This is a genomic window from Candidatus Eisenbacteria bacterium (genome assembly GCA_018831195.1).
Taxonomy (GTDB): Bacteria; Eisenbacteria; RBG-16-71-46; order CAIMUX01; family JAHJDP01; genus JAHJDP01.
Map to the genome: position 1 here is coordinate 32,755 of JAHJDP010000107.1, position 21,497 is coordinate 54,251.

Here is a 21,497-nt window from a genome sequence, read left to right on the forward strand (position 1 = left end):
GTTCCGGCCGGTCGTACGACGTTAGCCTGAGCTCTCTTTCCCTTCTGTCGATTTGCGGACGACAATCTGGTCATCAAAACGCAAATCCAGAACAACATCGGTCAGTTTCCTGCGATCGAGATCAGCCAAGATCGTCCCCACGGTACGCCAGCGGGCCGCATCGAGGTTATCCGGCGCCACGAGAACCCTCCTGGAATCACAGAGTGTCAAGCGCCACAATCCGGCGCTGAAACCCTGCGCCTGTGAGATATCCGCCCAGAGACGGGGCTGCTCCTTCTGAAGATGATCCATCCATCCAAGAATGGCCTGGAGGCCGCCGACCCGAGCGCTCCAGCCTTCTCTTCGCAGTTGGACCCTCCCCTCTTCAACATTGAGAAATACGAGGGGAAGGTCCGGCAGCGAACCGGCGGCAGGCCAGGCGACGCCATCGGCCGCGACCTCCCAAGCTTCATCTGGAAAAGCAATCAGAAGCAGAACTGCTTGGCGTTCCTCAACCTCAATGTACAATTCGCCCCAAGGCCGCCAGGCCCATCGCATCGACCTGATGCGCGGATAGGTGTCGCTGATCGTCCGAGCCTTATCATTCGGCAGCTTGAAGAAACTGATCCCCTCCTGTATTTCCAGCCAGGCGAGGAACTCTTCTTGAGGCATCGAAGATAGGTTCGCGACTTGCAGACTCCGAACCTGGAATGCCGGATTATTTATAATGCGCTCTTTTTGCCAAATAATTCCCGCGGTGATCGCCCCGATCGTCAAAAGAATCAGCGGGAAACCCCATCCATACCGGTTTCGCCTGAATCCGGCGGGTGCGCCTTCTTTGCGGAATCTCTGCGGGCTCATTCTGATTTCATTCCCTTTACCGCCTTTGCCGCCTTTGCCGCCTTTGCGGCAGGTTCCGAATGGAGAGCTTCCAGCTCGGATAACACAGCTTCCCCCCAGCGCCAGACATTTCCGGCGCCGAGGGTCACCAGAAGATCACCCGACTTTAACAAACCAGGGAGATGCCGGCGGATGGCCTCTTCATCCTCGAGATAGCGGACCTCCGTGCGGCTTTCATTCTGAATCGGCTCTGTCAGGTTACGGGCATCGATCCCGGGAATCGGTTTCTCGCCGGCCGGATAAATTCCGGTGACCACGACGATATCAGCGCCCTTGAAAGCGCCGGCGAATTCAGCCGCCATATCACGGACCCGTGTATAACGATGGGGCTGGAAAAGACAAACGATCCGGTCCTTCCAGATCGGTCGGAGCGTGGAGAGCACCGCATGGATCTCGGTCGGGTGGTGACCGTAATCATCCATCAGGGTCACACCGCCGACCTCGCGACGGACCTCGAAACGCCGGCTGACACCGGGGAAGGTGGATAAACCGCGGCGAACCGACTCCATTGATATTTCCAATTCCCTCGCGACGGCAATGACCGCCAGTGCATTTAATACATTATGGAGTCCCGGCAGGTTCAGCGTCACGAGACCCTCGTCCTTCCCCGTGATCCGCACCCTGAAGTGGGTTTGAAAACCCGCAGGCCGGATATCCGAAGCGCTCACCGAGTAGGATGGATCCAGGCCGTATGTAACGATGCGCCGCTGTATCCGCGGCATGATCTCCCGCACCCCTGGATCTCCCGCGCAAACGACATTCACACCGTAAAATGGAACATGGTTGGCAAAGGTGACAAATTCAGCATGAAGGCGGTCCAGGGTCCCGAAATGCTCCATATGCTCGCGATCAATATTTGTGATAATTCCGATCGTCGGAAGGAGATCCAAAAATGAACCATCTGATTCGTCGGCCTCGGCGACAAGTATTTCACCAAGACCCAGACGAGCATTGCTCCCCAGGGTCCGCAGCCGGCCGCCGACGACAAAGGTGGGATCGAGACCGGCTTCCGTCAGGACATGGGCGACGAGACTCGTCGTTGTTGTCTTACCGTGTGTGCCGGCAACGGCGATTCCCATCTTCATCAGCCGCATGATCTCCGCCAGCATCGCGCCGCGCTTTAGTACGGGGATCTTGCGGCGCCGCGCCTCTTTCCATTCCGGATTGGAAGGCTGAACCGCGGAGGAAACGACGACAAGGTGCTTCCCTTCAATATGATGGGGATCATGCCCCGTATGAATCTCGCACCCCAGGCGCGCCAATCGCTCGACAGTTTCACCGACCGCGAGATCGGATCCACTGATCTCGTAGCCAAGGTTTGACAAAACCTCGGCGAGGCCGCTCATTCCGCTTCCGCCGATGCCGACGAAATGTATACGTTGAACGCGGTGGGAGCTCATGCTCTTCCCCTGGGACGGCGGCGGTGGCGGCGCGGGGCCACATCCTTCGGCTTGGGCTCCGACCCTTCCAAATTCGCCAGGCGTCTGGCGATGGTGTCCGCGGCCTCAAACCGAGCCAGTTTCTGCGCCATCATTCCTTGTGATCTCAGCAGCCGGCCGTCACCAAGCAACCGGGTGATTTCCTGCGCCATAACAAGACCCGACACCTCATCGCTGAGCAGGACCCTGGCCGCCCCAACCTCCTCCAGACACCGGGCGTTGGCTTCCTGGTGATTGTCGGCGGCGTGGGGATAGGGGATTAGAATCGACGGCCTTCCTGTGACGCAGAGTTCCGCTAATGTTAAAGCTCCGGCCCGAGCGATCACCAAATCGGCGACAGCCAGGGAATCACCCATCTGATGAATGAAAGGCCGGACCCAGGTCCGTATGGGAAGCGGCCGGACTTTTGAGAGGAGCCAGTTATAATCGGAGGGTCCCGATTGCAGCACGAATTGGATATCGTCCCGGCGTCCCAATTCCCGGATGGTTTCAACCACCAATCCGTTGATCGCGTGGGCGCCTTGACTCCCGCCTAGAACCAAAATCGTAAATCGATCCGGATCGAGACGGTACATTCTCGCCGCCCGTGTTCTGTTACCGAATAGAACATTTCCCCGGATCGGGATTCCGGTCAATCGGACACGCTCTCTTCTGGGGAGCATCGCCCGCGCCATCGAATTGCCAAGTAGGATTTCTGTCGCCAGATGACTCATCCAGCGATTGGCGCGGCCGGGGATAGCATTGGGCTCGAAGATGGCAACCGGAATCCGCCGCAACCAAGCGGCGAAACAGACCGGTGGGGAGACATAGCCGCCGGTCGCAAAAACGACATCCGGTCTCCATTCGCCCATCCAGCGGTAGGCCTGCTGGGCGCCACGCAGCAAAGCCCATCCGGCTTGAAAACGTTGACGGCCGGATGTTCCCATCACTCCACGAACGGGAAGAGTGATTAATTTATAGCCCTCGGCTGGAATCAGATTCGACTCCAACCCGCGGGTGGCTCCTGCAAAGCGAATATCCACATCGGGAAATTGGCTCCGCAGGGCGTCGGCAACGGCCAAAGCCGGCATGATATGGCCACCTGTTCCACCGCCGGCCATGAGTACCTTCATCGTTTTCTCCATCGTGACAGTCCCATATCGAGGGGCTCCTTTTTCGGAGTTTGTATCCCCTGCCGGGAGACTGCCAAAACCAATCCCACACCCACAAGATTGGCCACCAAAGCCGATCCACCGTAAGATATAAAGGGCAATGGAACACCCGTTGTCGGTCCTACACCGAAATTTACGGCGGTATGAATGAGTACCAGCAGCCCGATCTGCAGTCCGACCCCGAAGCAAAGAAGACGGCTAAAGGAATCGCGGGTCGCTATGGCAATTGCAAAAATTCTCCAAACCACAAGAGCCTCGAGTCCAAGCAGGATTATAACACCGAGGAACCCTGTTTCCTCCCCATGAACGGCGAGGATGAAATCTGTATGCGGCTGCGCCAGAAATTTAAACTTTTGGAGACCGCGTCCGACCCCCGTACCGAGGAATCCGCCGGATCCCAATGCGATAAGCGCCTGCTGCACTTGATCATTGGGCGCGGCCAGGATATCTCCTTGAAGAATGCCCCTTATCGCCTCGACGAAGGTGGTCCATCGCTTCTCCTGGTACCCAACCAGAAGGAAACAGGTCACCCCCGACATCCCGGCTATCAATCCTCCCAGCCAGACCCACCCGCCCCCGGCGAGGAAGAGGATGCAGAAACCGGTCAGGCACAGCACCACGGAGACACTGAGACTGGGCTGGGCCGCCACAAGTCCCGCCGTCAGAATCGTGATGGCCAGCGCCTTGAACAAATCTTTTGTTTGCGGAGGGATCACCGCCTTCGCGAGGACCGCGGCTAATACCACAATCAAGGCGATACGCGCAAACTCCGACGGCTGTACCATAGAACCCCAAAGGGGAACCCATCGGACGGGGCTCGATTTGCCCGATAGCAAGCGGATGGCTACCAGCAGGGTCAGAAAACCAACGGTAATCCACCACCCCACAAAGGACAATTTATCCCTCAGCAGCCGCAGCGGTATCATGGAGAGAAGGAACATCAGAAACAATCCAGCCACTGCTTTAACAATTTGACGCTCTACAAAAAAAACGGAATCTTTGCCCAACACCATCTGCCCGATGGTCCAACTGCTCGAGTAGACCATCACAAGCCCCCAGAGCGTCAGGAGTAGAACGAGCACCATCAACCATCGATCGGCCTTGCGCTTCATGCCGTTTCCTCATCCCTTCCACAAGATTCCACCTCAAGATGATGCTTCCGGACCAGATCGCGGAATTGATGACCCCGCTCTTCATAGTCCTTAAACATATCCTGGCTGGCGCATCCCGGGCTCAGAAGAACCACCTCGCCGCTTCGAGCCTTCATCCCCGCCGTTTGAACCGCCTCTTCAAGATTCGCCACCATCGTGGCCGGAACATCAGGCCATGCCCGCCGGATCGTTTCCGCCGCTTCCCCCAATAGGATGAGATGCCGGATCGATTGGACGGCGAGAGCCTTCAACCGGGAAAAATCACCTTCTTTATCTCTCCCGCCTGCTATGAGAATGATCCCAGATGGGTAAGATTTCAATGCCACTTCGAGGGAATCAACATTGGTCGCTTTGGAATCATTAATCCACAAAATCTCATTCGCCCGGCCTACCGGTTCCATTCGGTGCGGCAGGGCTTTGAATGTGCTGAGACCCTCGACGATTTCATCCGGCGCCAGACCGTAGGCGATCGCCGCGGCGGCGGCCGCCATGGCGTTCCGCTGGTTGTGCGGCCCAGGGAGGGGAAGCCGGTTCAATGGAATGATCAACTCCCGCATCCCTTCCCTTTCACAAACCATCTCTCCGCCCAAGCTGAAGACCCCATCGACGCCGGGGGCATCCCCGAAATGGAGCGTCCGCGCTTTTAAGGAACGCCCCTGGGACAGGTCGCCGGGGAGAACCGCCCAATCATCCGAACCTTGATGTGAAAAGAGGTTCCATTTCATCTCCGCATAGGCTTCAAGCGAGGCATACCGATCCAGATGATCGGGGGTGATATTGAGGAGAACCCCGACATGAGGGCGGAAGGATGAGATATCCTCCAGCTGAAAGCTGGAAACTTCCACGACAAAGCAAGTATCCGGCGGTTCTTCAAGTACCGCGTCGCTCAACGGCCTGCCGATATTACCGGCGGCCGTGGCCCGGCGTCCCGACTCCTTCAAAATATGAGCCAGCCAGGCCGTCGTCGTTGATTTCCCATTTGTCCCGGTCAAGGCCAGAAGGGCGCCCCGGATGCGACGATAAGCCAGCTCCAATTCCCCCACGACCTCAATGCCGCGCTGATAAGCTTCTTTTAACAATGGGATGTCATGACGGACCCCGGGACTTCGCACCAGGATCTCAACACCATCGAGCGCAGACAGGGGGTGTTCTCCCCAGAGGCCTTGAATCGAGCCCATCCGCTCCAGGGCGGGCCACACCTCATGGGTTTCGGCAGACAGTGTCCGGTCGAGGGCGATGACATCATAGCCTTCGGTGAGAAGAAGCCGGGCGGCGGCACGGCCCGATCGAGCCATCCCGAGAATAAGAGCCCGTCCCCTTTTCTTTTCTCCTTTAACCGGCATCGGCTTCCACCCTATTGGAGTTTCAATGTGCTGAGAGTGATCAACGCCAACAATATCGAAATGATCCAAAAGCGGACCACGACCCTCGTCTCAGGCCACCCCATCATCTCAAAATGATGATGCAGCGGTGCCATGAGAAAAATCCTCCGCCGCCTCGTTTTCCAGGAAAAAACCTGCAACATGACCGAGAGGGCTTCCGCAACAAAGAGCCCGCCCACGACGACCAGCAGGAGCTCCCGCTTTATCAATATGGCCAGGGTTCCCAAGCAGCCACCGAGAGCAAGCGAGCCCGTATCACCCATAAAAATCTGCGCCGGATACGCATTGAACCAAAGGAATCCAAGACAGGCCCCAACAAAAGCGGCGCAATAGATAGTCAACTCTCCCACACCGGGCAGGTACGGGATATTAAGATATTCCGAAAATTTGGCATGGCCGCTGACATAGGCCAGGAGGCCGAAAGCCGCCGCCGGTGGAATGATCATTCCAATGGCCAATCCGTCCAATCCATCAGAGAGATTAACGGCATTGCTGCTGGCCGTAATGATCAGCACCGATACACCCAGATATAGAATACCAAAATTTAACAATATATCCTTGAAGAAGGGAATCGTCGTCATCGTTGTGAGATCCCCTTGCGGCCGGTGCCAGAGTAGAAGCCCGCCGACAATGAGACCCACAACAATCTGTCCGGCGATTTTGTACCGGCCGAGCAGGCCTTTGGGGAATTTCTTCACAACCCTCAGGTAATCATCCAAAAAGCCGAGCCCACCCAGGGCGATGGTCACCAGAAGGATGATTTGGATATAAATGTTTGTTAGGTTCGCCCAAAGAAGCGTCGGAACAAGGATGGCGCTAAGCACCAGGAGACCGCCCATCGTCGGCGTTCCTTGTTTTGACAGGTGTGTGGTGGGCCCGTCGGTCCGGATCATCTGCCCCCAGCCCTTCGAACGCAGCCAGCGGATGATCAGCGGTCCCAACAGGAAGGAGAGGATGAGAGCCGTCACTGCAGCATATGCTCCGCGAAATGTTATATAGCGGAAGATATTGAAAACGCTGACCATATCCCGCAGCGGATACAATAAATGATAAAGCACACATCCCCCAGACTGAACTTACCGGCATCGCCGGCGGCGCTCCTTCGGACTTCTATTCTCTGCCGGCATTCCTTTCGACCGGCGATACCATCCCTGCCTTAAACAGCTTGCAAACCTTCTCCATACCGCTGCGGCGGGAGCCCTTGACAAGAATCAAATCCCCCCGCTTTACAATCGAAACCAAATCCTGCGCCAGCTCTTCATGGCTGTCATAGAAACGACTTCTGCCCCCGAGCCTTTCAACTTCACGATGAGCCCATATCGCTTCCGGCCCCAAAAAGTAGGAGACATCGCAGCGGGCCGCCAATCGCCCGACCTCTTCATGGCATTCCCGGCTGTAGGCTCCCAATTCCCCCATTTCGCCAAAGGCGAAATAGCGATGTCCGGCTCCCTTGATGGCCAGGAGAAACTCCAAATTGGCCACACTCGATTCAGGACTGGCATTGTAGGTGTCCTGAAAAAGGGTCACACCCCCGATCCGAACGGGCTGCAAACGGCCGGCCGGTGAATCTACGGTTGCCATAGCGCGAGCGGCCTGAATCAGGGGAAGTTCCATGGCCCGGCACACCGCCAATGCCGCCAAGAAGCATTCAACGGCGCCCCTTCCAACCAGGCGCACTGTAACCGGCTCTGGAAGCCCTGAAACGCGAAAACGCGTTCCATCTTCGCTGAATTCCGGATCACCTTCGAGGGAGATCTCTGCATTCTTCGATGTGCCGAAGAGGAGCATCCGCCCGTTCCAGATACCTTTCGCATCAACATGGAGATCCGCCGGTTTATCGGGGAGAATTAAGATTCCGTCCGGATCCAACCCTTTGATGATTTCAAGCTTTGCCGCTTTGACCGCTCCGGGGTGCCCCAGGAATCCCACATGCGCCCGACCCAGGGATGTAATGAGAGCGATATGGGGTTTTACAAGGCCCACTAGGGCTTCAATTTCCCCGGAGCGGTTCATACCCAGCTCAGAGATGAGAAAACGATGCCGTGGTTCCAATTGAAGCAATGTATAAGGTACACCAATGGCATTATTAAAGCTGCGTTGCGCCGCACAAACCGGTCCGAAACATGATAGGGCGCCGGCCAAAAGATCCTTTGTTGTTGTTTTGCCGCTGCTTCCCGTCAGAGCGATTGTTCTCGGATTGAGCCGACCCCTGAGAGCCCCGGCCCAAAGCTGGAGTGAATGAAGGGTGTCGTTGCTGAGAAGCCAAATGCCTCCCCTTTCCCGCGCCAGCTTCCTCAGCGATGCGTCACTTAGCCAGCGTTGCTCATCCATAAGAATGCCGGCGGCGCCCCCTTCTAGACTTTGAGGGATGAAGTCGTGTCCATCGTACTGTTCACCTTTGAGGGCAAGAAACAATTCGCCGGACTGGATTGAGCGGGAGTCGATAGAAAGCCCGCTGAATATTTTATCAGCAAACGGATCGAGCCCAGCTGCGGGGCGGGCCCCGGCCATCCTGGCCACATCCTCCCACCGCCACATGTCGGATCGGGTGGACATTAGGATCCTTCCTGATTCAGGCCACGCCCCGCTGGATCATTTGAAATTTCCAACAAGATCTCTCTCACTACCTGCCGGTCGTCAAAGGGAATCTTTTCCCTCCCGAAATCCTGGATCGTTTCCGCGCCGCGGCCCGCAACCAGCAGGAGATCCCCCGGCTCCAGGCGGGGAATCACGCTGCGGAGGGCCTCACGCCTGTCCATAATCACTTCATGATGAGCCGAGGTCACCCGCAACCCTTCCAATATTTGAGCGACGATCCTCTCTGGATCCTCGCGCCTGGGATTGTCTGTCGTGATGATGACTTCATCCGCCATTTGACCGGCGGCCAATCCCATCAGGGGTCTTTTGCCTGAATCCCTCTCCCCTCCGCAGCCAAAAACGACATAAACCTTTGAATCAGCCATCGCCCGGGATTCTCGAAGAACCGTTTCCAGCGCCTCCGGGGTATGGGCGTAATCGACAAGAATGACGCCGCGCGGTCCACGGGTTATACATTCCATACGTCCAGGGACCGGAGCGGACTTTGCCAGGGCATCCGCCGCATCTTTCCCACTGACACCCAAAACAAGAAGCGCGCTCAAGACCGCCAGCAAATGCGTGGCCTGAAACCTTCCCAAAAGCGGGGATCTGAGACGCAAAGAGCCCCCCGGCCACATGACACGTAAAAGAAGGCCGTGTGACCCGGCTTCCAAAATTTCGCCTCGAAGCCAGGGGTGGCCTTCATCCGTCAGGCCATGAGTCACCAAGGGAGAACCAGCAGCCACCGGCCAGCTTTGTCCTCCCTGTGCATCAGATGGATCTCCTCCAAGCAGGGCTTCTGCCAGCCGCCGGCCTTCCGGATCATCGACATTAATGACGGCGGCGGGTGGAACTTCATCAATGCAGCCCCGTCCCTCCGGCGTAAAAAGTTTCCATTTTGAGGCGCGATAATTTTCAACAGTTTGATGGAAATCCAAATGATCTCGGCCAAACAATGTGAACAGAACGATACGGAACTGCGTTCCCAAGATCCGGTCCATGGCGAGGGCATGCGAAGAGACTTCGCATGCCACATGTGTAATCCCGGACTCCAGGAGTTCATAAAGGGTCTTTTGAAATGCGGGGGCCTCTGGTGTGGTGTGCGAAGGCCAAGCGATCTCACGCTTTTCTTTTCCTCGGGGGGCGAGACTGGCGCCCAGTGTTCCCAGAGAAGCCGCAGGAAAGCCCAAGATCACCAGGGCTTCTCTTAGGAGCCAGCAGACAGAGGTCTTGCCATTGGTTCCGGTTGCGGCGATGAGATCCATCCGTCCGCTTGGGTGGCCGTAAAACGCATCAGAGAGATAGGCCAGCGCCTTCCGGGGTGCTGGGGTTTGAATCCAAGGTATCTCTTTATTCTGCGGATCGGTGTCGGAGACGATCAGGGCGGCGCCGGCCTCAATGGCGCTGCGAACGAAACTCCGGCCGTCGTATTCCTTTCCCTTGATTCCGACAAAGATCGACCCGGGTTGGATAGCGCGGCTATCGTGATGCACTCCGGAAATCTCCATCCCAAGGATGGACTCCGGGAAAGATGCTCGAATCACGTCTCTAGGGACGCGTTTTAACATTTCCCCAAGGTGCGGCATCCGCGACTCCTTCGCCAACCATTCGCCACTTCATCCATGCGTGACTGGCTTGATGTGTTGCCGTCAAGCGGCAGACTGCTGATGTCTTCAATACTTCACCCGGCAGGGGACTCTGCCCACTGATCCAACCTTCGCCGTCGGCCGTCCATTCAACACCTCGGCGGGAAAGTAGAACGATGGCACGGCGCAAAGGCCAGCCGAGAAGATTCGGCATGACTTGCTCTTCCTCTGAGATGGAACCGCCGGGGAACAATCTGACAACCCCACCATCAATCCCCAATGATCCCGGCGCCGGGTTCATTTCTTTAATACGCAGGCCTCGGCCCTCGAGAACAGGAATAAATCCGGCCTCTTTTATCACACGCCGGGCTTCATCCGGGGAGAGACCGCGAACATCCGGAAGTGGTTGCGGTTTCTCCTCATCCTTGAAAACCTGAACTTCGGCCGTTGCCATCCCCCCATGGACGGCCGTCAAATCTTCCATAATCGCCTTAAAAATCGGCGCTGCTGTTTGGCCCCCGTATATCGACCCCTGAGGCGAATCAAGAACGACACAGCAGAGATAACGTGGCTCGTACCATGGCGCAAAACCGATGAAGGAGGCCATGTAGTCTGTAGAGCTGTAGGTCCCGAGTTCAGGATCATACATCTCAGAAGTTCCGGTTTTCCCGGCAGGAGGAAACCAGGGAATCTCAGCTAAGGTCCCCGTTCCATCAACAACAACCTGCCTCAGGAGCTCCGTCAGAATCTTGCAGGTTGTTTTCTTGAGAACCGGGCGCACGACCCGTGGGGCGCACTTCTGTACAATTTTCCCGCGGGCATCCCGCACTTCGCGGATGAGCTGCGGCTTCAATAAATTCCCGCCATTTGCGACCGCTGCATAACACATGGCCATTTGGAGGCAATTAACAGAGAGTTCCTGGCCAAACCCCATCGTCGGCAAACTTCTGCGATTCCAGCGATCGGGTTCGAGCACCCTGCCCTTGGCCTCTCCCGGGAATGGGATCCCTGTTTGGGACCCAAATCCCAAGTGCCGCACCATCCGGTAAAATTCATCGGTCCCGATTCGTAAGGCGATTTTCGCTGTTCCAATATTTGAAGAATGAACGAGAACATCGCGAGTCGACAATATCCCGTAGCGCTCATGGTCTCCGATTTTCCAATCCGCGGTGATCCATTTCCCATTTTCACAATCAATCGGTTCATCCAGGTCGATGCGCCCATTCTCGATCGCGGCGGCGAACGTCACAATTTTAAATGTAGAACCAGGTTCCCACTGATCACAAATCGGGCGTTGCCGCCAAGGATGGCCGTTTCGACGGCGCCAAAGAGTCGAATCCGGATTAGGAACTGAGGCGATAGCAAGCATTTCACCGGTCATAGGGTCCATCACCAGCGCAAACGCCGCACGGGCTTTCCAGAAAATCACACCCTCCTGCAAACGCCGCTGCGTAATTTCCTGTATTCGCAAATCAATGGTTAATTGTACATTCTGACCGGGTTGCGGTACCTCAATTATCCGGGGCGGCAAACTCGCCGTGGGACGATTTCCGCCTGTTACAAAGCGCTGTTCCCACCCTTGATGACCTTTAAGAAGGGGATCGAGTTCCAATTCGAGCCCGGAGAGGCCGGCGCCGTCTCTGCCGACGAAGCCGAGGATCGATGCCAGCAGGGGTCCTGATGGATAGAGTCTTTTGGGCTCCACCCTATGGTAGGCCCCGGCCCATAGACTTTCTACATACGCAACATTTCCCCAAGACGCCCAATCACGGTATAACCAAACAAAACGCCGCTGGCATGCATTTTCGATTTTCTGGGAAACCAGTCCCGGTTTTGTCCACCCCAGATTCGCCAGGGCGCGGTCGAGACCGACCGGATCGGAGACCTCTTTAGGATCCGCCCAGAGAGAGGGATTTTCAAGGCTTTGTACAAGGACGGTCCCATTACGATCTTCCAGGGAGCCGCGCAGAGCTTGGATTGGCAAGGTATCGCATTGCTGAGTCATAGCTTCTTCGCTCAGAAACTCATGATGGATGATCTGAACTTGCGCGGCGCGGCCGATAAGAAGGAAAAGAATCAGGCATCCCGCAAAAATCAAGAATTTCTCCCGGCCGCTTAAACGTTTACCTCCCATCAGGGATTCCTCACACCCGGGGCCGTAAAGAGGGCGCGATTGACATATTCGGTCTCTTCAGCGGTCGGCGTATTTCGCCCATGGGGAACCTTGATTTCAAGCCAATGCGAAGGCATGAGAGCGGCCCAAGCTGTTGAAGTCGTCTCCGGTACGGGTGTCACGACCGAAGCAATCTGATCAGGAACCGATCTCTCCAGATTCAGATATTTCAATGCCGGAAGAATCGAATCCAGGGCTAGATCCGTTTTCAAATCTCTGACGGCCATAAGCGCTTCTGTTCGAAGCGAATCCCTTTGAAACTCCAACTTTTCAACCCGCTGACATGATGAGCAGAGCTGTGTTTCAATTTGTACAAGTAATGCAAAGTAGATACACGCCAATGGAACCAACCACCAGGCAAAATGGAACCGGTTTCCGGCTCTTTTCCCACATCTGGCCATGGGACGGCCGTTCCCAGGAAAAAGAATGGTTTCTTTCGGCTTCATTCTGTGACCTTTCTATAAACCCGTAGGCGTGCGCTCCGGGATTTTGGGTTTCGCACAACCTCTTCTTGTGTCGGTGCCTGAGCTTTCCGAAGCACCAATTCCCAAACCGGCTTCCCGTCCGAATCCAACTCCTCCCGCAGGACCTGCCGCACGCACCGGCTCTCCAAAGAGTGATAACAAAGCACAACCAGACGTCCCCCCGGCGCCATATGCGGCGCGAGATTTTTCAGACAGCGCTCCAGATTTTCCAAATCCCCCTGAAGAGCCATCCGAATGGATTGAAATACCTTGCTGAGAAGCTTGGGGCTCGGGGACCGCCCGACGGCAACCCGTATACCTTCAACCAAATCTCCAACCTTCTGGATGGGCTGATCCTGCCTCCGTTCAATCAACACTTGCGCGATGCGGCGCGCCGATCGAACTTCGCCGAATGATCTAAAAACTTCAGTCATTTGATCCTTGGTCCATCGCCTTAACAAATCCGCCGCTGTTTCCTTCTGGCTCATATCAAAACGCATATCCAGAGGGGCGTCTGGGAAACGATAGGAAAGCCCTCTTGCGGGGTCTTCAAGCGCAAAGGACGAAAGGCCAAGATCCAATAAAACTCCAGCCGCTGAATATCCGCGATCGGCGAGCCGCCAGGGCAGCTCAGAAAAATTAGAACGAATAAACTCTGTATAGGGTGAATACTTTTCCAGATGCTCCCTGGCTTTTGTTAAAGCAATGAGATCACAATCAAGGGCAAGGAGACGGCCGTGTGGAATGATGCGGTTTAGTATGGCTTCAGAATGCCCCCCTGTTCCGACAGTGGCATCCACGTAGAGGCCGTGGTGCTCAGTGATCAGGGCCGATAGGACCTGGTCCACCATGACCGGTTCGTGGAGCACTTCCTCTCCCCCCCATGACATCCCGAAGGGGGCGATGGGGTCCGATGGACCAAGCCTTTCCCGAGGTAGACCTGGAGGCAGGGACGCTAACTTCCCATTGGTCTCTTCCCGGTCCTATCGGACCCCACCACCCCCCACAGGGACGCAGCGGTTGAACACACATAGCAAGGCAACTTCAACCCCGGCCTCTTAATTTGGTGAGGGAAGGGGCATACTGTATCCCATTCCCAGTTGCACCATGGTCGGGCATGCTCGTAGCAGGGGTTCCTGCAGTGTGGGGGTTTGTGACGAGTTCCGGTCAGGTGCCGGCTTAGGATTGGTGATCAACTCATCCACTTCCTGAGCCACACCCAATCTCAGGAGATCCCAGAGGTAGTCCGAGACTCCCGTCATCTGCATCTCTCCTCCCCGGAGCCGAACCAGTCGGCATGTGGCCAGGAGAAAATGGCTGCCTCTGAAATCCAAATGCCGAACTTCGGAGAAATCCAGCAGGATCTTGGAAGGCGGATGTGTCCCCAATCGGCTGGTGAGAGTACTCAATTGCCGCAGATCATTCTGAGTCAGTGAGCCCATCACTTGGACCCACCAGAGCGAACCGATCCTTGTCATGCCTAAGCTGGACATGATGGACTCCCTCAGAGCGATTGGACGATCTCCAGCCAGAGGTTGTTTTCGTCCTGCGACAATGCCTTCTGCGCCATACCTTCAAAGGCCTTCGGGGACCACAATTCCAGGACGCGCATATTACCAAAAATTTGACATTCTTTACTCACACCGGCGGCCTGCAATTGGTCTGGGCGAAGCATGATCCGCCCTTGAGAATCCAACCGACAAATCTCCCCACTTAATGCAACTTGACGCCGCAAATAGTCATAATGCTGGGCGTTATGGGGGGGATTGTCTTCCGACAAAAGTCGTTCCACGAATTTCTCCCAAGCATCCTGCGGAAACAGGACGATGTGGTTTTCCCGGGCTACGGCGTAGAGGTCGGATTGACCCCACTTGGCGAGCTGATCCCGGAATCGCGCAGGAATCGCGACCCTGAATTTCTCATCCACCGCATGTTTAAAAACCCCGAGAAAAGTGACCATCAACCTGCTCCTGGGAAACGCCCCCTTATTACCCCATTTTGCCTATTCAAGGCGTAATTTTGCCCCTCATCGCGCCATATCATAATATCGAGGATAACACCTCATCGTCAAGAAATAGTTGAGACTTTTCGTCCTAAAAGAGGACAATTCTATTCCGAAAATGTATAGGCGCTAAGACGATCGATTGTTCGTGTCGTTAAAATGGGTTATTGGGAAGAGAAAAGAGGCGGAAACACAGCAATACGAACATTTGTTTGTTATTTATAGCTCTTTCAAAATATCGAAAAGTTGATGAGTCAGCGCTTTCCTCTCAAAAGGGGCCAGATCCTCCCGTTGGGCTCCATGTTCCGTCTTACCCTCACGAAAGGTCTGCCACCGGCTCTCCAGGCAATCGAGAATCTCAACCCCTGACCTCGGCGAAAAAGCCCAACCAGCACCCAAATCACGGGTCAATCGAACCGCATCGCCCTCTGGGTCGGCCAATGTCAGCAAAGGTCGGCCTGATCGCAAATACTCCCAGAATTTACCAGGGAGTATCAGCCGGCCCCGCTCCCCCTCTTGCTCGAGTAAAAGGAGAAGGTGCGCCGTGCCGAGCCAAGCGACCCCCTCCCGATGTCGGCACGGGGGCAGGAAGCGAACGTGACCCTCCACACCCGCCCGTAACGCCTCGGCTTCGTGGGTCGCATAATGGGGTCCGACGCACACCAGCTCGATATCTTTCTTGGCTTCAGGCCGGCGTCGCAACAACTGTGACAGCGGTTCAAGCAGGGGCTGAAGAGGCCGTTCGGGATTCAGTTGTCCCAGATGCAGGATTCGAAAACACTCAGGCGGAAGCTCGGTCTTGAAGTCACGAAAATCACCCTCATCGAATCCGTTCGTCAAGACGACAAATTTCCCGGGATCGATTGACGGATAACGTCCCACGAAATCCTCGCGGGTCATATAACTTGTCACAATAATCTTGTCAGCCCGTTCAATGACAGCCTTCTCCATAGAATGATGGATCTTTTTATGGATTGCCGTCGGAGGAGCGAAGCTCAATCGTTGGGTCCAAGGATCCCGGAAATCGGCGACCCATGGAATGTCAAACTTTCGGCATAAACGGAGTCCGGCAAGATGAGTGGAATCGGGTGACGACGTTGTCCAGAGAATATGATCCGGCTCCCGCCGCAGAATCTGAGTCGCACAGCGACCGGCCAGCAATGACCATGGCAGATAGGCATCCGGAACAAGACCCAGACCGGCGACCCAGCGCAACCCTCGGATCCAGCTTGTGGATCGGCGCTTCCCCTTTCCACCCCCCCCCATTGGAATTGGATTTTTGACGCGATGCACCGTGACGCTCTTTGGAATTTCTTTTGTAAGGGTGGCGTCACGAATCCAATATCCCGTTTCATGGGCCGTAACCACCGTCGGACGGACACCAAAATCAGGCAGGTACCGGACAAACTTCAATGTGCGCTGAACACCGGCGCCGCCTAGAGGAGGAAAGAAATAGGCAAGAACCAGTAATTTCAAGGACCGCAATCTCCATCGAGGACAGCGAATGGAATGGAACGGAAACCCTGTGATGACCGAATCCGCACAATGTACAACCCCGCAGGAACCATTCGTCCGTCGGCTCGACCGTCCCAAATCACCTCACCGGAACCGACATCATCAAACACCGCCAAATGGCGCCCTTCTGTATCCAAGATAACGCCACTCACCCGGCTGGGAAGACCGAGGATGCGGAGCGATTGGCTGCATTTCGGCTGGTAGGGATTCGGATAGACTCCCGGACGTTCCCTTCCTTCGGTCACCGTGCTGCTGGGTCGCACCATTGATAAACCCCAGGCCGTCCCAAGCCAAAGTGAACGACCATCTGGGTCAACCGTCATCGTCTCTATGTCGGGATGAACGAGTTCTGGAGAATCATAGGTATATTCATATGTGAAACCTCCGAACCCGTCTGGTAAAACCCGAGTAACGCCACTATTTTTTGTCGCAATCCAGGCGCCTCCCTCAGCGGTCGGAATAATATCTTTGATCTCGCTCGCCGGGAGACGGTTGTACCCTTGTGTCAGATAACGGAGACCATAAATATCCTTAACCCGGGTGACACCGGATGTGCTACCAACCCAAACGGCATCGGAGCCCACCGCGATACAGGTTGTCCGATCGCCAACCGGTCTGCGTTGAACTTGGGAACTGGAATAGTGAATCCAGTCGTCATCCGTCGTAAGAGGCACTCCATCAGAACCCAAATTCCAGCGTGAAAAACCTTGATCGACATAGCCGATCCAAAGAATCACCCCTTCAGCTGCAATAGCTCTAACATTATTGCTTTGGAGCTCTGCGCCCATCGTCGTGGTTGTCAACTCAATCCAGGTTGAATCTGAGGGATCCAGCCCGGTGACACCAAAGGCAAACTCTGTATTCTCGCTGGATGAAGCAAACCAAAGTCTTCCCCGCGCATCCTTTGTCATATCCTTGATATTGGTGGCTTGAGCATATTGGGAAATACCGTCAGGCCGGATCACCTCAACGCCGAAATCAGGCAAGGTCGAAGAAGTACCGCAGCAATTGCCCAGCCAAATGGCATCCCCATCGACGAGCAGGCGCCAGGTCCAAGTATTGGTCAATCCAGAAGTTCCCTTAACAATGGTGGACCAATTCCCGTTATCCCTTATTGTCAATAGCGGCTGCTGCTGTGGTTGAGCGGTGGAAGTCCAAAGACGGCCGTCTTTATCGAAGGTGATATCCCGATAGTGATGCCGCCTATCAGGACCCAGCATTCGATGCTGGACCCATTCTCCACCGAGACGTTCCCACAGACCGTCTTCCGAGTCGGCGAGACCATTGGAATTTCGGGCATTGGCGCTGGCGCCCGCCCATAACCGGCCTTGCTGATCGCGCGCCAGACTGGAGACGGGAGGAGCCCCCGCCGCCGCTGTTATCCACTGCTCACCGGCCGGGTCGAAGTAGTAGACACCCGTTTTGCCGGCGAGCCAGAGAGTATCGGCCGCGGAGTATAAATCCATCCAAAGTGGTGATCCCGGCAGACCTGCCTCATGCCCGATCCATTCATCGCCGTTCCAGATACCGATGAAGTCATCCGTAGCGACCCATATCAACTCATCATGGACGGCAAGATCGCGCAATGTTCGATTCTCCAGTCCCTGCGATCGGTCTTCCCACCGTCCAAGCTCAAAATTGAGCCTGACGACTCCGCCCAGATACCCTTCTTCCGTCACGGGTCGGCCGCCGATCCAAAGTTCACCTTGAAAAATTTGCCCGGTTCGAAGGTCCCAACTGGGCACAGGATCCAGATCAAGTCCCTCCAAACTCATCCAGACAAGAGAATCACCCTGAAAAACTGAAAATCCACCACGGGCGAGAACCAAGATCCAATCATCCTGTTTTATAAGATTGACGATGTCATCGCTCGGTATCGATTCCAGCAATGAAGTGAACGGCATGAAGATCGAGGATTCCACATCATAAATGGCGATCCCCTGCGTTTCTGTCCCGTACCAAATTTGATCGCCGGGGGCGCCAATGGCGCAGGTCAGCGTATCGCTCGAAAGACCATTCGCCGCCCGGTTCCATTGACGGAATTCGCCCGTCTCGGATTGATAGAAGAGAGCTCCGCCCGAGGTTGCACAATAAATCCCATCAGAGAGAGGAACGACGCCCCGGATATCATTCGCATAAATGTACGTCTGCCATGATTCCGCGGCACCATGTGATGAAGGATAACTGAGAAGTAAAACAATCAAGATAAAGAGACAAGTCAGACACCCGTGCGAGGATGATCTTCCCAAACACCCTTTGCTGGTATTATACAAACTCATAACGCTCCTGCACCGTCGGTTCGGCTCATTTCATGGCCAGCGGTTCTCTGACCCCAAAATATTCTGAGATCCTCTTCAAAGCTCCAGCGAAGGACGTAATATCGGTTGAGCCGGCGGTAATCCACGTGGGCGTTGTAAATCCAGGGATCAGAACCCCAGAGCCCCATAAGCCCCGGTGGAGCATCAGGAGCATCTTTTCTTTCTGACTCTACGAGACCATCCCAAATCTCCACGGGAAATGGGTAGATACCCACAATACTCATCCGCCCTCCGATTACATTAGGGAGTCTAGGATACAATGCCATCCATCTCAAGATACGGGTCAGACCGGTTTCTTTGACATATCTCCTGAGATCGAAGATTCTCCCTTTTCTACCAATCGATTTCCTTGTTTCCAGCTTCGGCTTCCCCCTCAGCAAGGATAGATTGATGAGATGAAGTGGAAACCCCAAAATGAGAATAGGAAGGGCAACAAGCAGATCCATCGTTCTCTTGAGCGGTGATGAAACGCCTCGACCCCTGCGCCCCCCAATAGAAAGCACCGACCACCCAAAAAATCCCTCAATCCGGGATCCGGGAACTAAAAGTCCCTGGCTCACCGGAACCAAACCAACCGGCACACCCAGCTTCGAAAGTGGTTCGATCACCTCCTCGAGGATAGCCCGCGTTTTCTCTGTTTCAAAGACCAGGACCTCACCGATTCGCTCTCTCTGGACCCAGCGAATCATCTCCTCAGCCGGATTCAGGATCTCACCGGATGGATGTCGCTCAAGAGTTTCTGGCTGAAAGCAAATGGGTTCAATCCCCGTCCGGCCTTGCGCTTCACAGGAGCGCTGGAATGTTTCGATCTGCGACATGGAGCCGACAACAAGGAATCTCTTCAACTGCAATCCCTGCCGTTTGACCTTGCGGACCAGTCTCCTCAAACAACCCCGGCCCAGTCCGACAAACAACAGGGTCAATGGAAAGTATAGGGCCACAATGACACGGGAGTAGGTTCGGGTATGCATGAGATATGTGGAAGCCATCATGACCATCGATATAACGACCATGGCCCGAACCAGTTGCCACCACCCATGAAATGGATCAAACCATGCCCTTGCACGGTATAAACCGAATCCAATAAATGCCAGTAGACCGACAGTATTTGCAAAGAATAAGAATCTCAAATAATCACTCAAAGGAAACAGCGGATTCGCGAATAAAGCGCCAAAGAGAGCCCGCAATGAGTATGCGGCAAGAAAGGCCGCCGTCAGCATGGCGATATCAGAAATTACGGTGACGAAGGTTCGTATTTGAGTTGTTTTTAATTTCAGAATGTATAATATCATGCTCCATTTTTCAGTATACCGGAGCCATGATTCCAAATGTCTTCTCATCCCGAATCCAAGGAAGCCCTTTGCACTCTCTCTGCGATGATGATGGTACATCGTGGCATCCGGGACATAGAGTACCCGCCAGCCTCGTTGATGAGCCCGATAGCACCAATCGACATCTTCAAAATAGAGGAAAAACCGTTCGTCCATCCCACCGACGTCGTCCATCATCTTTCTGCGGATCATGAGGCTGCCGCCGATCATCCAATCGACATCCCTGGACGTGGCATGATCCCAATCAGACATAAGATGATCCCGCAGCACACGGTGGTGAGGAAACACCTTTCCGAGAAAGGTGCGGCGAAGAAGGAGTGTCGGGATGGTATAGAATGACCGGCATGAATATTGAAGCGTGCCGTCGGGATTTAGAAGTTTGGGTCCAGCTATGCCAATACGCGGATCCCCATCCATCACCGCGACCAGCGAATCCACTGCACCCTTCATCACAAAAACATCAGGGTTGAGTATTAAAACATATTCAGCCCGCGACAATCCTATTCCAAGATTAACCGCTTTTGCATAACCAAGATTTTTTTTGGGGTTATGATACCGGCACAGTGGATGGGAAGAGCAAATCTCTGCAGCTCCATCCTCGGCGGGCCCATTATCAATGACGATAATTTCTGCAGACACCTCTGGCGGATACTTCTTGAGTGCATCCAGCCCCTTCTGAAGAAGAGTGGTCGTGCGGTAGTGGATAAATAATATACTCAGCCTAGGATTCTTGGCTATCCCTTCCGGCGGAATATCCTGATTAGAGTTTTCCCGGCTCGATTTCATTTGGATCAGGACCTTCCCTTATCTGCTTTTGGTGCCGATCCAAACCAGCGGGAAAGGGCCAAACGCCAAACCAACCAGATGGCCTCCCATACAATCCAACGGGATAATTTGCTGGCTCCCTTTTGCCTGTCTACAAATACAATTGGAATCTCGCGGATTCTCAAATTTCTGCGCCAGCATTGAAAATTCATCTCTATCTGGAAGCCGTATCCATCCGATCCTATCTTATCAAGATCAATTAACTCTAATGTTGACCGACGAAAACATTTAAATCCGCCGGTGGCATCAGACAATGGCATTCCTGTCACGATTTTTGTATAAAGGTTGGCCCCAAAGCTCAGTATGAGCCGCCTTATGGGCCAATTGACAACCGTCACCCCGTTGAGATATCGGCTTCCTACGACCAAATCACTATCCTTAATGCCCTCTATAAACTCCGGAATGGCCTGCGGATCATGTGACAAATCCGCATCCATCTGGATTACGCAATCCACATCCATTTCTATCGCCCTTTGAAAACCGGCGACATAAGCCGATCCAAGCCCCATTTTCCCCGGGCGCCGCAGAAGAGAAATCCGTGGGTCACTCTTCCCCATCTCTTCTACTATCTGTCCGGTCCCGTCGGGCGAGCCATCATCCACGACCAGGATCTGAAGATCATATGGATGATCCAGGATCTTGGGGATGACGACCTGAATATTTTCCCTCTCATTATAGGTGGGTATAACGACTAGTGTGCGCAT

General features: G+C 54.7%; 17 protein-coding genes. All 17 read right to left on the reverse strand.

Annotated elements, in window-relative coordinates; genetic code table 11:
• Positions 1–21: 21 nt before the first annotated feature.
• Positions 22–840 carry a hypothetical protein gene (locus KJ970_18755; GenBank protein MBU2692963.1) on the reverse strand — a complete coding sequence of 273 codons (819 nt, stop codon included), beginning with the start codon at positions 838–840 and terminating at the stop codon, positions 22–24.
• The gene (locus tag KJ970_18760) at positions 837–2,279 is read right to left on the reverse strand and encodes a UDP-N-acetylmuramate--L-alanine ligase (protein ID MBU2692964.1); all 1,443 of its coding nucleotides are present in this window, start codon (positions 2,277–2,279) and stop codon (positions 837–839) included. Before KJ970_18760 ends, KJ970_18755 begins: the two co-directional genes overlap by 4 nt.
• Positions 2,276–3,430, reverse strand: coding sequence for an undecaprenyldiphospho-muramoylpentapeptide beta-N-acetylglucosaminyltransferase (gene murG / locus KJ970_18765; GenBank protein MBU2692965.1), 1,155 nt, complete (start codon positions 3,428–3,430; stop codon positions 2,276–2,278). Before murG ends, KJ970_18760 begins: the two co-directional genes overlap by 4 nt.
• Entirely contained in the window at positions 3,427–4,581 is a 1,155-nt protein-coding gene (locus KJ970_18770) for an FtsW/RodA/SpoVE family cell cycle protein (protein ID MBU2692966.1), read from the reverse strand. Before KJ970_18770 ends, murG begins: the two co-directional genes overlap by 4 nt.
• A complete protein-coding gene (murD, locus tag KJ970_18775) occupies positions 4,578–5,963 on the reverse strand; it encodes a UDP-N-acetylmuramoyl-L-alanine--D-glutamate ligase (GenBank protein MBU2692967.1) in 1,386 nt (461 codons plus the stop codon). The genes KJ970_18770 and murD overlap by 4 nt, the downstream gene beginning before the upstream one ends.
• 11 nt (positions 5,964–5,974) lie before the next feature.
• The gene (gene mraY, locus KJ970_18780; GenBank protein ID MBU2692968.1) at positions 5,975–7,060 is read right to left on the reverse strand and encodes a phospho-N-acetylmuramoyl-pentapeptide-transferase; all 1,086 of its coding nucleotides are present in this window, start codon (positions 7,058–7,060) and stop codon (positions 5,975–5,977) included.
• A gap of 52 nt (positions 7,061–7,112) precedes the next feature.
• Entirely contained in the window at positions 7,113–8,558 is a 1,446-nt protein-coding gene (gene murF, locus KJ970_18785; protein ID MBU2692969.1) for a UDP-N-acetylmuramoyl-tripeptide--D-alanyl-D-alanine ligase, read from the reverse strand.
• Complete coding sequence (locus tag KJ970_18790; protein ID MBU2692970.1) at positions 8,558–10,072, reverse strand: UDP-N-acetylmuramoyl-L-alanyl-D-glutamate--2,6-diaminopimelate ligase; 1,515 nt, start codon at positions 10,070–10,072, stop codon at positions 8,558–8,560. Before KJ970_18790 ends, murF begins: the two co-directional genes overlap by 1 nt.
• Positions 10,073–10,127: 55 nt before the next feature.
• Complete coding sequence (locus KJ970_18795) at positions 10,128–12,299, reverse strand: PASTA domain-containing protein (GenBank protein ID MBU2692971.1); 2,172 nt, start codon at positions 12,297–12,299, stop codon at positions 10,128–10,130.
• On the reverse strand, positions 12,299–12,784 hold the full coding sequence (locus tag KJ970_18800; GenBank protein ID MBU2692972.1) for a hypothetical protein: 486 nt from the start codon (positions 12,782–12,784) through the stop codon (positions 12,299–12,301). Before KJ970_18800 ends, KJ970_18795 begins: the two co-directional genes overlap by 1 nt.
• Positions 12,781–13,671: a 16S rRNA (cytosine(1402)-N(4))-methyltransferase RsmH gene (gene rsmH, locus KJ970_18805; GenBank protein MBU2692973.1), complete on the reverse strand. Its 891-nt coding sequence runs from the start codon at positions 13,669–13,671 to the stop codon at positions 12,781–12,783. The genes KJ970_18800 and rsmH overlap by 4 nt, the downstream gene beginning before the upstream one ends.
• A gap of 189 nt (positions 13,672–13,860) precedes the next feature.
• On the reverse strand, positions 13,861–14,295 hold the full coding sequence (locus KJ970_18810; GenBank protein ID MBU2692974.1) for an STAS domain-containing protein: 435 nt from the start codon (positions 14,293–14,295) through the stop codon (positions 13,861–13,863).
• A gap of 11 nt (positions 14,296–14,306) precedes the next feature.
• Complete coding sequence (locus KJ970_18815) at positions 14,307–14,729, reverse strand: hypothetical protein (GenBank protein MBU2692975.1); 423 nt, start codon at positions 14,727–14,729, stop codon at positions 14,307–14,309.
• Positions 14,730–15,023: 294 nt separating this feature from the next.
• Positions 15,024–16,280 carry a glycosyltransferase gene (locus tag KJ970_18820; GenBank protein MBU2692976.1) on the reverse strand — a complete coding sequence of 419 codons (1,257 nt, stop codon included), beginning with the start codon at positions 16,278–16,280 and terminating at the stop codon, positions 15,024–15,026.
• Positions 16,277–18,598, reverse strand: a complete 2,322-nt coding sequence (locus tag KJ970_18825) for a hypothetical protein (protein MBU2692977.1) — start codon at positions 18,596–18,598, stop codon at positions 16,277–16,279. The genes KJ970_18820 and KJ970_18825 overlap by 4 nt, the downstream gene beginning before the upstream one ends.
• Positions 18,595–20,754, reverse strand: a complete 2,160-nt coding sequence (locus tag KJ970_18830; protein MBU2692978.1) for a glycosyltransferase — start codon at positions 20,752–20,754, stop codon at positions 18,595–18,597. Before KJ970_18830 ends, KJ970_18825 begins: the two co-directional genes overlap by 4 nt.
• 5 nt (positions 20,755–20,759) lie before the next feature.
• Positions 20,760–21,497: a polyprenol monophosphomannose synthase gene (locus tag KJ970_18835; protein MBU2692979.1), complete on the reverse strand. Its 738-nt coding sequence runs from the start codon at positions 21,495–21,497 to the stop codon at positions 20,760–20,762.

Coding starts and splice junctions, on each gene's coding strand:
- KJ970_18755 (MBU2692963.1), bottom strand. CDS start 840: ATGAGCCCGCAGAGATTCCGCAAAGAAGGCGCACCCGCCGGATTCAGG.
- KJ970_18760 (MBU2692964.1), bottom strand. CDS start 2,279: ATGAGCTCCCACCGCGTTCAACGTATACATTTCGTCGGCATCGGCGGA.
- murG (MBU2692965.1), bottom strand. CDS start 3,430: ATGAAGGTACTCATGGCCGGCGGTGGAACAGGTGGCCATATCATGCCG.
- KJ970_18770 (MBU2692966.1), bottom strand. CDS start 4,581: ATGAAGCGCAAGGCCGATCGATGGTTGATGGTGCTCGTTCTACTCCTG.
- murD (MBU2692967.1), bottom strand. CDS start 5,963: ATGCCGGTTAAAGGAGAAAAGAAAAGGGGACGGGCTCTTATTCTCGGG.
- murF (MBU2692969.1), bottom strand. CDS start 8,558: ATGTCCACCCGATCCGACATGTGGCGGTGGGAGGATGTGGCCAGGATG.
- KJ970_18795 (MBU2692971.1), bottom strand. CDS start 12,299: ATGGGAGGTAAACGTTTAAGCGGCCGGGAGAAATTCTTGATTTTTGCG.
- KJ970_18800 (MBU2692972.1), bottom strand. CDS start 12,784: ATGAAGCCGAAAGAAACCATTCTTTTTCCTGGGAACGGCCGTCCCATG.
- KJ970_18810 (MBU2692974.1), bottom strand. CDS start 14,295: ATGTCCAGCTTAGGCATGACAAGGATCGGTTCGCTCTGGTGGGTCCAA.
- KJ970_18825 (MBU2692977.1), bottom strand. CDS start 18,598: ATGAGTTTGTATAATACCAGCAAAGGGTGTTTGGGAAGATCATCCTCG.
- KJ970_18830 (MBU2692978.1), bottom strand. CDS start 20,754: ATGAAATCGAGCCGGGAAAACTCTAATCAGGATATTCCGCCGGAAGGG.
- KJ970_18835 (MBU2692979.1), bottom strand. CDS start 21,497: ATGCGCACACTAGTCGTTATACCCACCTATAATGAGAGGGAAAATATT.